General features: G+C 37.6%; 12 protein-coding genes. 4 read left to right on the forward strand and 8 right to left on the reverse strand.

Features of this window, described 5'->3' with window-relative positions; all coding sequences use genetic code 11:
• The first annotated feature begins 229 nt into the window (after positions 1 to 229).
• The 4 genes from V7083_RS13285 (at position 230) to V7083_RS13300 (ending at position 5,055) form a co-directional block, all read left to right on the forward strand.
• Positions 230 to 1,501, forward strand: a complete 1,272-nt coding sequence (locus tag V7083_RS13285; protein WP_335478469.1) for a RidA family protein — start codon at positions 230 to 232, stop codon at positions 1,499 to 1,501.
• Positions 1,502 to 1,931: 430 nt separating this feature from the next.
• Positions 1,932 to 2,897 carry a tRNA dihydrouridine synthase gene (locus V7083_RS13290; RefSeq protein WP_335478471.1) on the forward strand — a complete coding sequence of 322 codons (966 nt, stop codon included), beginning with the start codon at positions 1,932 to 1,934 and terminating at the stop codon, positions 2,895 to 2,897.
• Between the two features lie 420 nt (positions 2,898 to 3,317).
• Positions 3,318 to 4,355, forward strand: coding sequence for an ABC transporter permease (locus V7083_RS13295; protein WP_335478474.1), 1,038 nt, complete (start codon positions 3,318 to 3,320; stop codon positions 4,353 to 4,355).
• A 1-nt stretch (position 4,356) separates the two neighbouring features.
• A complete protein-coding gene (locus V7083_RS13300) occupies positions 4,357 to 5,055 on the forward strand; it encodes an ABC transporter ATP-binding protein (RefSeq protein WP_335478476.1) in 699 nt (232 codons plus the stop codon).
• A gap of 261 nt (positions 5,056 to 5,316) precedes the next feature.
• On the opposite strand, the gene V7083_RS13305 is transcribed toward V7083_RS13300, so the two are convergent.
• From V7083_RS13305 to V7083_RS13340, 8 genes are all read right to left on the reverse strand, one after another.
• Positions 5,317 to 5,655, reverse strand: a complete 339-nt coding sequence (locus V7083_RS13305; protein ID WP_335478478.1) for a cupin domain-containing protein — start codon at positions 5,653 to 5,655, stop codon at positions 5,317 to 5,319.
• Between the two features lie 13 nt (positions 5,656 to 5,668).
• Positions 5,669 to 6,502 carry an ABC transporter permease gene (locus V7083_RS13310; RefSeq protein WP_335478480.1) on the reverse strand — a complete coding sequence of 278 codons (834 nt, stop codon included), beginning with the start codon at positions 6,500 to 6,502 and terminating at the stop codon, positions 5,669 to 5,671.
• Positions 6,502 to 7,515: an ABC transporter permease gene (locus tag V7083_RS13315; RefSeq protein ID WP_335478482.1), complete on the reverse strand. Its 1,014-nt coding sequence runs from the start codon at positions 7,513 to 7,515 to the stop codon at positions 6,502 to 6,504. The genes V7083_RS13310 and V7083_RS13315 overlap by 1 nt, the downstream gene beginning before the upstream one ends.
• Positions 7,516 to 7,638: 123 nt before the next feature.
• Positions 7,639 to 9,240, reverse strand: coding sequence for an ABC transporter substrate-binding protein (locus tag V7083_RS13320; RefSeq protein WP_335478485.1), 1,602 nt, complete (start codon positions 9,238 to 9,240; stop codon positions 7,639 to 7,641).
• A 34-nt stretch (positions 9,241 to 9,274) separates the two neighbouring features.
• Positions 9,275 to 10,279, reverse strand: coding sequence for an ABC transporter ATP-binding protein (locus V7083_RS13325; protein WP_335478493.1), 1,005 nt, complete (start codon positions 10,277 to 10,279; stop codon positions 9,275 to 9,277).
• Positions 10,266 to 11,264, reverse strand: coding sequence for an ABC transporter ATP-binding protein (locus V7083_RS13330; protein ID WP_335478487.1), 999 nt, complete (start codon positions 11,262 to 11,264; stop codon positions 10,266 to 10,268). Before V7083_RS13330 ends, V7083_RS13325 begins: the two co-directional genes overlap by 14 nt.
• 67 nt (positions 11,265 to 11,331) lie before the next feature.
• Positions 11,332 to 11,877, reverse strand: a complete 546-nt coding sequence (locus V7083_RS13335; RefSeq protein WP_335478489.1) for a helix-turn-helix domain-containing protein — start codon at positions 11,875 to 11,877, stop codon at positions 11,332 to 11,334.
• 324 nt (positions 11,878 to 12,201) lie between these two features.
• Complete coding sequence (locus V7083_RS13340) at positions 12,202 to 13,659, reverse strand: L,D-transpeptidase (RefSeq protein ID WP_335478491.1); 1,458 nt, start codon at positions 13,657 to 13,659, stop codon at positions 12,202 to 12,204.
• Between the last annotated feature and the right edge of the window lie 251 nt (positions 13,660 to 13,910).

A 13,910-nucleotide genomic window follows, 5' to 3' on the forward strand; every position in this document is an offset into this window, starting at 1 on the left:
TTCTTTAACATAGCCAATTTATTAAAAATAGAGGCGATGGGATTAAAAAAACTTACATCAACAAAAATTTCCATAGATTATATCAAGTTTTTATAGTTTATTTCAAGAGGGTATGAGAACGTATTCATTGTTAAAATTAAAGAGTTTGACGAATCAATGAACTTGATTGACTTTACCTGCGTGGTGGATTACGATTCCCCTATTAATATATTTAAAGGAGAATACAATCATGACCGGCTTTAACGCAGTACTAGGAAGAAATACGGAAAATGCTCCAATGGCTATTGGTCCATTTTCGCAAACAGTGGCTTTCTCTCATTACAACAATCTTTCAGCTCAATTACCAATCGATCCGAAAACTGGTAATTTGGTAGCTGGCGGTGTAAAGGAGCAGGCTGAACAATGCTTGAAAAATATCAAGGCAATTGTTGAAAGTATCGATCATGTTATGAGCGATATTGTTAGAATCACTGTATTCGTTAAGAATATCAAAGATGTTGACGCGGTAGACGAAGTTTACAAAACATTCTTCACAACTTATGTTCCTACACGTACGACTGTAGCAGTTGCAGCTTTACCGATGGATGCTTTGGTGCAAATTGAAGCACTTGTTACAAACGGTGAAGGTACAATTCCAAACGCACCACAAGCGGGGGACCTTATCAAGCTTACAAATAACACGCCAAATGCGCCAACAAGTCCTCTTTCTACACAAACTGTAGCTTTTTCTCATTACAATAACCTTTCAGCTCAATTACCGATTGATCCGAAATCTGGTAAATTAGTAGTTGGCGGTGTAAAGGAACAGGCTGCTCAGTGCTTAAAGAATATCAAGGCAATCTTAGAAAGTATCGACGTTCCGTTTGACGATATTGTTAAAATTAATATTTTCCTTAAAGACCTTTCAGATATTGAAGCCGTAAACGAAGTTTATACAACATTTTTCCCAGACTCAGCGATCGCTAGAGCAGTAGCCTATGTCCCTGCTCGGACAACAATTGCAGCTTCTGCTTTACCGATGGATGCATTGGTACAAATCGAAGCAGTGGTATCACACGGAGATGGTACACCTCCACAAGCTGTTGAAGACAGACATGGAATCGTTATATGGGCGAACAATACTGACAATGCACCAAAGAGTTCTTTGTCTACACAGACTGTAGCGTTCTCTCATTACAATCACCTTTCAGCTCAATTACCTTTAGACCCGAAAACTGGTGAAATGGTAGCTGGTGGAGTAAAAGAGCAAACTGAACAGTGCTTGAAAAATATCAAGGCGATTGTAGAAAGTATCGATCACGTTATGGACGATGTGGTTAAAGTCAATATCTTCCTAAAAAATATTGCAGATATTGATGCGGTAGACGAAGTTTACACAACATTCTTCCCAGGCGGAGTTCCTGCACGTAGAACAGTTGGCGTATCAGCTTTACCACAAGACGCTTTAATTCAAATCGATGTAGTTGTAGCAAATGCTGAAGGAACACCTCGAAAAGCATAATAGTTTGTAATTACAGAAACTATTAAATTTACTTGTAAATGCTAACGGTGAACATTAAAGAAGCGGTCTCAATTGAATATTGAGACCGTTTTCGTTTTTCTACTTTGCAGGTGAAAAAGCATCGAGATTTTAGTCGATTATAGTATAAATCCTGATGTTTTTAAGTTTCAGGGTATAACTAAAAAACTGGGTTAGCTTATGGCCATTGTACCTTGAGTGACTGTATATACATATCTGTAATAGTGTTTCAAATTACCTCATTTTACCCAATTTTCTTTGCACTTTTTATTTGTTAATATTAAAATGTAGTTTGATAAAATGTGCTTAAGGCATAGGATAAGTGTAATAAAAGCAGGGGAATCCTTGCTTTTTATTTTGGGTGACAAGGGCTTACCTTAGGTATCCCATAATGAGAGGATTTGAATTTAAAATGATAGAAAATTTTTGGCGTGATTTACCACGACCTTTTTTTATACTGGCACCAATGGAAGATGTGACGGATGTTGTTTTTCGTCACGTAGTAAGTGAAGCTGGTCGACCGGATGTCTTTTTCACAGAGTTTACAAACTCGGATAGCTATTGTCATCCAGAGGGCTTGAAAAGTGTACGTGGCCGTTTGACTTTTACAGAAGATGAACAGCCAATAGTGGCACATATTTGGGGAGATAATCCCGAATATTTTCGCCAAATGAGTATTGGCATGGCAGAGCTAGGATTTAAAGGAATTGATATTAATATGGGCTGCCCTGTACCGAATGTGGCATCGAGAGGGAAAGGTAGTGGCCTTATTCTGCGTCCAGACGTTGCGGCAGAACTTATTCAAGCAGCAAAAACAGGCGGCCTGCCTGTCAGCGTGAAAACACGACTTGGCTATAAGGAGGTTGAGGAGTGGAAGGAGTGGCTAACGCATATTTTAAAACAGGATATTGCGAACCTTTCTATTCATTTACGTACTAGAAAAGAAATGAGCGAAGTAGATGCGCATTGGGAGCTAATTCCGGAAATCAAAAAATTACGTGACCGTATCGCACCAGATACTCTTCTAACAATCAATGGAGACATTCCTGACCGTCAAATAGGGCTGCAGCTTGCTGAACAATATGGCATTGATGGTGTTATGATCGGGAGGGGTATTTTTAAAAATCCTTTTGCTTTTGAAAAAGAGCCAAAAGAGCATAGCAGTAAAGAATACCTGGATCTTTTAAGACTGCAGCTGGATCTTCAAGATCGATATGCAGATGTACTGCCGCGTTCAATCACAGGGCTTCATCGCTTTTTCAAAATTTATGTCAAAGGATTCCCTGGAGCTGCTGAATTAAGAAATCGATTGATGAACACGAAATCAACAGATGAAGTGCGTGAGATGCTCGATACCTTTGAGAAAAATATTGATTGACATTTTAAAGAAAGGAAACTAACCCTATAGGGCGTTTCTTTTTAAGTCTCTTGTAAAAGATAAAATTTTAAAATAGATCTATTAAACGATTATGTACGGGAATATACATCCAACTGAGCAAGGGGATTTTTAGAGTTAGCTGCTGAAATCAAATAAATAATGTGGGCGACTAATTATAAGTTATATAACGTTTTTATAACATTTACTGGAACAGACCATCAAAAATTGATGGTCTATTTATTTTCCCCTCAGCCTCCAAAACAATTCTTTTTAAAAATGCCGACAAAAGCGCTAAATCTCAGGAGATTGCCTAGCATCGATTTAAATAGTTGGCTATCACATAAAATGTAATTTTCTATTCATTTTCCGTTCACATACCTTCATTAAACTAAGGGTGTAATAAGGAATGGAGGAATCAAGATGAACATAGCATGGAAAGAAATAAAGAAAAATAAAGCAAGATTTTTAATTTTAGGTTCGATTGTTTTTCTTGTTAGTTTATTAACGTTTATCATATCCGGTTTAGCAAATGGATTATCACATGACAGTGCTGGATTAATAAAAGATTTGCCAGATGGACAATTTTATATGACGAAGGAAGCCAATCAGACCTATAACATGTCAAGTATAGACAGTAGGGTCCAAAACCAAATATTAAGCAAACAAAAAAACGCGATGGCATTTTCCATTCAAATGGGATTTTTGGATGGTCGAGATGGTAAACAGAGAAGTGTTGCATTTGTAACGGCAACTAAATCTAAGTGGTTTGAGAATGTTAAAAAAGGTGAAATTGTACTTGACAGTACATTGAAAGACGATGGTATCAAGATTGGAGATACTTTAACCAATAAACAATACAAAGGCAAGTTTATCGTAAAAGGTTTTGTAAAACAAAGTAAATACAGCCATGCTCCTGTAGCCTACATCAACATGAAAGATTATAAAGAATTATATCGAACCAGCGATATGCAGTTAATTTTTATACCAAAAGGGGATGCAGAAGCACCAACAATCGCAGGGATGCAATCCTTTTCGAATAATCAATTCCTTAATACCATTTCGAGTTATAAAGCAGAACAGATGTCACTTAACATGATTATTTGGTTTTTAGTTGTCATTAGCGGAATGTTGTTTGCCATCTTTTTCTACATGATGAATGTTCAAAAAATGGGTTTATACGGTATTCTTAAAGCGATTGGAGTAAAAACAACCACACTATTTAAAATAATGTGGACGCAAATGGCCCTTATTACCGGCATTGCACTTAGTATTTCCATTTTACTGAGCCAAATTTTTAATAGAGTAGCACCTAAAGGAATTCCTTTTAGTTTAACCACTGATACAACGGTTCAATTGTCGTTAGTCTTTCTAATTATAGGATTCATTGGTGCAACGCTTTCCGGTATACAAGTTAAAACCGTTCAACCATTACAAGCTATTCAACAAGGAGAGGTTTAAGATGTTATTTACAATAGATAATGTTAAAAAATCTTTTAAAAATGGAGAAGAAATGGAAGAAATTCTAAAAGGAGTGAACCTTTCTATTAGAGAAGGTGAAGTAACCGCATTAGTAGGGGCATCTGGATCGGGTAAAAGCACGCTTCTAACCATAGCGGCAGGACTTCAGCCCGCATCAGATGGACAAATCATCTTCGAAGGAAAGGACATGACGGCTATGAATTCCGAACAAATTCGGCAAATCCGGGCGCATCAATTTGGTTTTGTCTTTCAATTTGCCCATCTGGTGCCTTTTCTGACAGTAGAAGAGCAACTGTTACTTATGTTGGATGTATCTGAATCAAAACTTAAAAAACGGGAACAGAAGAAAGAAATTGATAATATCCTTAAATTAGTAGAAATGGATCATCGAAAAAATGCTTATCCATCTTCATTGTCCGGCGGTGAAAAACAGCGGATTGCCATTGCCCGAGCCATTATTCACAAACCGAAGGTGCTTTTTGCAGATGAACCAACCGCAAGCTTGGATTCAAAAAGGTCAAAAGATGTAATGACTTTAATCAGTAATTTAACAAAGACACTCAATATTGCCACATTAATGGTTACACATGATGAAGAAATGCTTTCATTTGCTGATCATATCATTAAAATGAGTGATGGTCAGATTTTGCAAAAAGAGCTAGAGAAAAAAGTAATATAAATTGTTGAAACTCATAGGGGAGTTTATGGCAAGAAGGAATTGACTAAAATTATAAAAAAATATAGTTGAGAGTTAGCTGGAAAAAATTTAATAAAAAAAGAATTTCCTTTACGATATGGAGGAAATTCTTTTTTTATGGTCACCTAAATATTAATAATTGGCTTTATCACTTGTGAGTTCGGTAAGGAATTTCAAATGGTTTCACTGGTGAAGTCTATTTTTAAAAGAGTAAATAATAAAGTAGAGGAGGAAAACGTTATACTATTCTGCTTTTTTAACCATAAAGCAAACGAGCATACAAGGTTCACTGCCATTATTAATACACCAGTGCTCTTCACCAGCTGGAATCAATGTTGCATCTCCAGCCTTTTCCACACTGTATTCACCATTACAATATGTATGGACTTCTCCACTGAAAATATAGGAGTACTCATCCTCATCGTGACAGCTTAAGCCAACGGCTGGAATGCGTTCGCCAGGTGTTAGCGAAATGACACTCATGCTCACTTCTTTAAAATCACCTTCCTTGATGAATAGTTTTTTCATTTCATATAGTGGCATGCCAATAGACTCTACTTGATTAATATTGAGTTTTTCCAATTCTTTTTCCCACCTATTCTTTTTTGAGTTTAGGATCTAGAAAGTCTCGTAAACCATCTCCTACAAAGTTAGCACCTAATGAAATGGAGAAAATGGCTAGACCTGGGAAGGTTGACACCCACCAATTTTGAATAACTTTTGCCCCGCTTGATACCATTGAGCCCCACTCAGGTGTAGGAGGTTGGGTTCCTAGTCCAAGAAAACTTAGTCCTGAGAACATCAAAATGGCATTCCCAAGATCAAGTGTTGCCATAACCAATAATGGACCAAAGCTATTCGGTAAAATTTCTAAAAATAGAATTCGAATATGGGAAGCACCCATAACTCGAGAAGCAGTAACATACTCGCTTTCTTTTAAGGAAATAACCATTGAACGCATCAATCTCGCATAATTTGGCCACCAGATAATGGCCATTGCAAGGACCGAGTTTAGGATGCTTGGTCCAAGTGCAGCAGCGATTACCATCGCCAAAATAAGTGGTGGAAATGCCATTATGAGCTCTGAGAAACGCATCATTACTTCGTCCACTAATCCACCCTTATATCCCGCTATTCCCCCAAATAGGATACCGAAGGCAAAAGCACTAATAACCGTAATAATACCTGCTGTTAAAGAAATTCTGGAGCCATACATGACCCTTGAGAAAACATCACGACCCAACTCGTCAGTTCCAAAAAAGTGTGAAGAGCTTGGAGAGAGGTATCTAATGGAAAGATTCTGAGCTGTTGTACTATGTGTAGCGATTAACGGTGCAAAAATGGCAACGAGAATCCATAATGTACAAATGATTAATCCAAGTTTAAAAAGAAATCCTTTTTGAGAGATAAAAGATTTAAATGTTCTCATTATCGATACCTCACTCTCGGATCAATCACTCCATAAAGGATATCAATGATTAGATTGATAACAACATAAATAAATGCAATTAATAATGAGACGCCGCATATGGCGGGGAAGTCGAGTGAAACGGCGGAAAGATAAGCATATTGACCAATTCCAGGCCATGCAAAAATGTTCTCAACCAGTACCATTCCCCCCAGCAGATTACTAAATCCCATTCCAGCTACTGTAATAACAGGTATCATGGAATTGGAAAGGGCATGCTTAATGATGATCGCTGATTCTTTCTGACCCTTTGACCTAGCGGTACGAATATAATCCATTGACATCACTTCAAGTAGGTTGGACCTTGTTTGACGAGCAATTAATCCCATTGTAAAGAATCCCAGTACGGTTCCTGGAAGAATCAAGTGCATCGCGACATCACCAAACAATTGAAAATCACCACTAATAAGCGAATCAATCAGTAATAACCCTGTTCCCCCTTCTGGAGTGGATGCTCGTGAATCAATCCGTCCTGGTCCTGGTGTAAGGCCTAAGATCGAAGTGAAAATATTGAGCATAATTAAAGCAAACCAAAAGCTTGGTAGGGAAACCCCACTTATAGAAACAGTGCGGATAACATGGTCAATAGCCTTATTTCGATAAATGGCAGAGATGATTCCAAATAGAATCCCAAGAACTAAGGCAATGACCATAGCTACTACGGATAGTTCAAAGGTTGCCGGAAAGAACTGCCTTAAGTCATCTAACACAGGGTTGCCAGTTCGAATGGAGGTACCTAAATCACCAGTGAGAACATGTTGAAAGTATAGAATTAATTGACTAAATAGCGAACGATCTAGCCCCCATTTTTCTTTAAAAGCTGCGACAATTTCAGGGTTGCTCATTGCACTTTGGCTTAAATTGGCAGCAACCGGATCACTTGGCACTAAATGAGAAAGTATAAAAACAAAAAGTGCCACACCAAATAATAAGAATAGTAGAAACAATAGACGTCTACCAATAAATCTAAGCATTTGAATCACACTCCAGACTAAATAACCAATAAACTGATAATCTAAAATAATTTTAAAAATAAAATATGAATAGCTTCCGTAGGCAGCTGTCTACCTACGGATAGGCTCGGTTTGTTTTAATGATTATTTAGAGAGTTTTAAATCGTTTAAATGTAACTTACAAAGATCATTATAAGCAACACCTTCAAGTCTGGAGCTAACAGCAAATGATTTAGGGTGCTGTACTAAGAAGGCATATGGGCTATTCTCGGCCATAATGTCTTGCATCTTACCAGAAATCTCTGCACGTTTTGTTTCGTCAATTTCCACCTTCGCTTGCTCTGCCAGACTTACTAATTCAGCATTATCTTTAGGTTCCCAGTTCGCTCGTTTTCCTACAATATCGCCTGGAACAAAAGCTAATTGGTTGCTTAAATCATAGTAGTCAGGCGACCAGTGCATGACTAGGAATGGGCTTTTCCCATTTCTATAATCATCGATTACCACGCCAATTTCTCCAGTTTTAATTTCTACTTTGATATTAATTTTTGCAAGATCCTCTTTTACTTTTTCAGCGATTGTGACCCATGAAAGTCCTTCAGAATCAAAGTTAGCGGCAGTTAGAGGTACTGTGAAGCCTTTCTCATAGCCTGCTTTTTTCATCAAGTCCTTTGCCTTTTCTATGTTTTGATAATTAGCGGGTCTTGATTTAGCACCAACAAACCCTTTTTGAACAAAGGATAATGGCAGCAGTGCCCCATCTCCAGCTAATTGTTGGAATCCCTTATAGTCAAGTGCATATCGGACAGCTTGTTGAACAAATGGATTTGCCATTTCTTTACCGATTTCAGGCTTATTATTCATTAGTAAAAATGAAATGGTTGAAGTAGGTGCGGAAACAACCTTTGCTTTTCCACCAGCTGTAATGCTTTTCACTTGGTCAGGTCCAACGCTTAATGCTACATCAATATCACCATTTTCAAGCGCTTGAATTTGGGTGTTTGGATCCGGCATTTCCTTGATGATTATTTTATTTGCATGAACAGTACCCTTATAATTTGGATTCTTCTCAAGAACCATTTCTGTATTGGCAGTCCACTTCTTCAATACATATGGACCGCTACCAGCTGATGCGCCGTCCAGATATGTAGAGGCTTTATCTGCTGTGCTGGCATCCTCTGCATCAGAACCACCTTTTTCTTTCATAACTTTACTATCAAGAACGGCAAACGCATTATTTGTGATTTTTGCAAGAAATGATGCATCCTTTTCTTTAAGTGTAATAACAACCGTTTTGTCATCTTTTGCTTCTACTTTTGCAACTCCTTCTGCAAGTGCAGCAGCATTCCCTTTTAAATTTTTTGTGCGATTAATACTGAATACAACATCATTTGCCGTTACAGGATTCCCGCTTGAAAATTTATGTCCCTCGTCAAGCGTGAACGTATACACAAGACCTGAATCATCTACAGTGTAATCTTTAGCAAGGGCTGGCTTTGGTGTGAGATCAGAACCTTCTACCATATATAAATTCTCGTATGTTGCGTAAAAATAGAAATTTCCGTACACTTCATAAGCACGTGCTGGATCCATCGTTTTCCAGTCTGATGCTACCCCAATAACGATCGTATCAGCATTGGAAGATGATGTACCCCCAGTTGTCGTGCTGTTTCCTTGCTTCTTACTACATGCAATTAGAGATAGAGCCAACATGAATGTTATGGCCAGTAAAGCAATTTTTTTCATCCTCCCAAACCCCTTCTTATAAAAATTTATAGAATCACTTTGTACACAAATGACATGCAACAAAATGGTTACTACTTGTTTGAATAAAATCTGGTACCTCTGTTTTGCAAATATCCATCACAGCAGGGCATCTTGTATGAAACCGACATCCGGATGGCGGATTAGATGGGCTTGGCACATCCCCTGTAAGAATGATCTTTTCACGAGGATCCCCGCCTGCATCTGGAATAGATGAGAGAAGTGCCTTTGTATAGGGGTGTTGCGGTTTTTCGTATAGTTCATCGCGAGTTGAAAGCTCAACGATTTTACCAAGATACATAACGGCAACACGATCACTTATATGGTGAACCACGCTTAGATCATGTGAGATAAATAGATAGGTAAGGTTCAATTGTTTCTGCAGATCTACTAGTAAGTTCACTACCTGTGCTTGTATCGAAACATCCAAAGCCGAAACAGGTTCGTCACACACAATAAGTTCTGGACCGAGTGCCAATGCTCTAGCGATACCCACCCTTTGTTTCTGCCCACCTGACATTTCATGGGGATATCTATCTAAAAAACGATTGGCTAGACCGACCATATCCATCAGTTCGGTTATTTTCGCTTCAGCATTTTCCATTTTATGAATTTTGAATGGTTCTAATAAAATTTGTTTGATGGTTCTACGTGGATTTAAGCAAGCAGATGGATCTTGAAAAATCAGCTGTGCCTTCTTGGTGAAATTTTTTCGCTTGGATCTTGAAAGATTGGTAATATCCTCATCATTAAACATAATTTTAGAGCCATGATCTGGCGCATAAAGACCAAGTAGTGTCCTACCTAGCGTACTTTTACCACATCCACTTTCACCAACAAGACTAAATGTTTCGCCCTTTTTAATCGTAAAAGAGATATCATCTACTGCTCTAAGCAAGCCTTTTTTTCCATCCGGCTTTTTAATATGAAAGGTCTTCTTTAAGTGTGAAACCTCTAAAATGTTTACTGAGGATTTACCCTTTGATGCCGGTGCAAGAAGATTAATATCATTTTGTGGCATGTACATCATCAACCTCTTTTGTTACGTCATAAATAAAGCATCTTACTTCACGGCCATCTTCTTGTTTAAATAATGGAGGTGCTTCCAGTTTGCATTTCTCTGTTGCGTATTTGCAACGAGGATGAAAGCTGCAACCACTTGGCATATTCAATGCATCAGGAACCGTTCCTTCAATCGCCTCAAGTCTATCTACCTTATTCGAAATTTTCGGTATGGCATTTAGCAATCCCTGTGTATATGGATGAAGCGGATCAGTAAACACTAACTCAGTTGGGCTTTTTTCAACTATTTGGCCAGTGTACATGACGACCACTTTTTCACACATCTCTTTTACTACACCTAGATCATGGGTGATCATGATAATACTCAAATTTCTCTTTTTCTTTAGACTGGTCATTAAATCTAGAATTTGTGCCTGGATCGTAACATCTAAGGCAGTAGTAGGCTCATCCGCAATTAATAGTTTAGTATGACAGGCTAACGCAATGGCAATCATGATTCTTTGTCGCATTCCGCCAGACATCTGATGTGGATATTCATGAAATCTCTGTTCGGGGGAAGGAATTCCTACCAATCTCAGCATCTCCATTGCCATATTCCTTGCATCTTGCTTGCTTACGTCTTTTTGGTGAATAAGGATAGGCTCCATGATCTGCTTGCCACATGTATGTAGAGGATTAAGAGATGTCATCGGTTCTTGAAATATCATTGATACAGACTTTCCTCTAATTTTCCGCATTTCCTTTTGTGAAAGTCTTAATAAATCTACACCATCCAAAACAATATTTCCTGTTATATCAGCGTTAGCATTTTGCAAAAGTCCCATTATGGAGAGGGAGGTAACACTCTTGCCACTACCACTTTCACCTACGATTCCTAAGGAACTACCTTGCTCTAATTCTAGGCTTAAATGATCCACTGCTTTGACAACACCCTGGCGCGACTTAAAAGCAATGGTCAAATCTTCTACTTTTAGTAATGTCATAAGCTTCACCTTTTTCAAATGTATAATTAAAAATGATTAAGTATAGGGGCTAGGGGGATAAATTAGTTTAGCTAAAAATAACGGGAGTGATGACGGATAGTAATATCGTTTCCTGATCGAATGGATTCTCCCATATATGGGGAAGAGTAGAAGGGAAGTGAATTGCTTCACCTTCTCGCAAAAAATATTCCGTCTCATCCACAGTGAATAATACTGCCCCTTTTAAAACATAATAAAATTCTTCACCAGGGTGTTTAAATGGTTCATCTTCTTTTTGATGCGGCTTTATTGTTACGAGAAAGGGCTCTATTTTTCTATCTGTAAAATTATTGCTTAACCGAATATAAGTAGAGTTAGAACTTTCTATTTTAAATGGCTTTTGATCTTGTTTTTTTACGGCGTAATTTAAACTTTCCGTCTCTTCGAAGAAATGGATCATTTTTACTCCAAAAGCGTCAGCAATTTTTTTTAATGATGTGATCGCGAGTGATGATGCTCCCCTCTCTATTTGGGATAAAAAACTAACAGACAGCTCTGTCTTTTCACTTAAGTCCTTTAAAGTCATACCTTGTTCCAGTCGTAATTGCTTTATTTTCTGAAAAATTTCTTCCATTACTTAATTCCTTTCTTTTAACGAGGAATAATTACTGTAATACTGTAATTAATTATGATTGTACCATAAAGTTTTCTGATGTAAATGAATATTTTGAATATTTTATATAATAAAACGAAATGTGTTTTTTTAAAGTAGGGTAGTGGTTTGGAGGGATTTGTAAATAAAGCTGTAATATGGTTTTTACACCCAATGACTGATTGTCTGGGGGGATATTTATATAAGAGGTCTAGCGCTAAGCATTACTTGAATTTTAGCATGGGGCACATAATAAAAAAGCCGATTGATTTTTTTAAAAATCAATCGGCTTTATATGTTTTGAACTTAATAAACAACAACCGGTTCATATTGGCTAAGATTGTTATATACAGTTCTCATAACACTTGGTGGTGTGTTGACGCAGCCATGTGATCCGTTAGAAAGATAGGCATTACTGCCCCAATTGCCTCTCCAGCTGGCATCGTGGAAGCCCTGACCGTCATTGGTAAAAGGAGCCCAAAAATTTACATCTACTTGATAAGTGATTTTGCCGTTTTCACGGCCTGTTAATACAGAAGGGGACTGCTTATAAAGGATATACCAAACTCCTCGTGATGTATCATGGCCGGTACTATGATTGCCCGTAACAACATTCGTTGTAGCAACTAATTGCCCATTTTTGTAGATCCAAATTCGTTGCTCGGCAATAGAGACTTCAGCATATGTATCACCAATACCACTGTTGGCGATCTTATCATATCCGTAGCCTTCCCCCTTCCAGCCATTTCCATAAATATTAGAAGCGGGAATTGATTTCTCTCCTTTTTCAAAGGCATCCATTATACGCGGTAATTCTTTATCAACATTAATGGCCCAGCCGTAACCTCTTACTTTAACGGATACTACCGCCCCCGAATGGGTCTTAAATGGGATATTCTTATATAAGGTGGATTGAGAATTGTTAATTTCAGTAAGCTTATTTTTAATATCACCGGCATCATCAACCTTAATCTGCAAATCTTTTGAAATAGATGCATTTTTAATTAATTCTCCAGCGTTTAAGGTAAAAACTTTATCCTGTACTTTATAATCAACCGTTTGAGCTAAGAACTCTTCCAGCCTTTTCTGTTGATTTTTTACAAACTCGCTGTCTTCTTTAATGGGCTGTATGTAAACAGGATTGAGTCGGATCTCACTGATATATTCTTGCTTATCATACTCCTTCATAAGACTGGCAACATCATACTGCTCTCCGCTAACGCTGGGGGTGACAACAATTTGGCCTTGTTGTAACCGAACCACTGCATCTTGTGGCACTTTTAAGCTTTGGTTCATGGCTAACAACTTATCTTCAACCTGTTTTTTTAAAGTATGGCTTCGATACTGATCCAGAGAACTGGGAATTAAAGAATAGTCCTTCGCTTTTGAAGAAGGAAAAAATGTCCATTGGTTCTTTACTAATTTTTTCACATCGGACAGATCTTTCTCCGTGAATGCCATCTTTGTATCGGTTCCATCTATAATTTGTTGGGTCCCAACATAGACAACATTTTTTAATTCGGAAGATTTTAATTTTCCAAGTGCCTCATCTGCGGTCATGCCTCCTACTTTAGTACCGTTAATCTTGATTTGTGAATTAAAATGGGTTGCCTGATAATAGCTGCCTGCTGCAATGAAGAGCGCGATAATGATGATGATACTTGCCGTAATAAACTTCCAGTTTGCATACCACTTAGGTGAATAGACCTGTTGTTTCTCAATTTCTTGTACATTTACCGTGCTTTCCATTAAGTTTCCCCTCATACCTGACCTCCAGCTAATAATATCTGATGACCTTAAACCATAAGGTTTGTAAAAATGATTACTGATTTTTAGAAAAAAAAGTAAATTATACTACTATTCTACAAAAAGTCATATTCGAACATTGTCGGTTTTTGTGTGTGTTTACATTTTTTATTTTATTTTTTTCTCTATCACAAATAACTAGATATTTGACTTATACTCTAGGTCTGAGTCTCATCACTTACCCACAAGATGGATAAATAGTATAATAT

The organism is Bacillus sp. JJ1764 (assembly GCF_036962145.1).
In the GTDB taxonomy this organism is placed as follows: domain Bacteria; phylum Bacillota; class Bacilli; order Bacillales; family Cytobacillaceae; genus Neobacillus.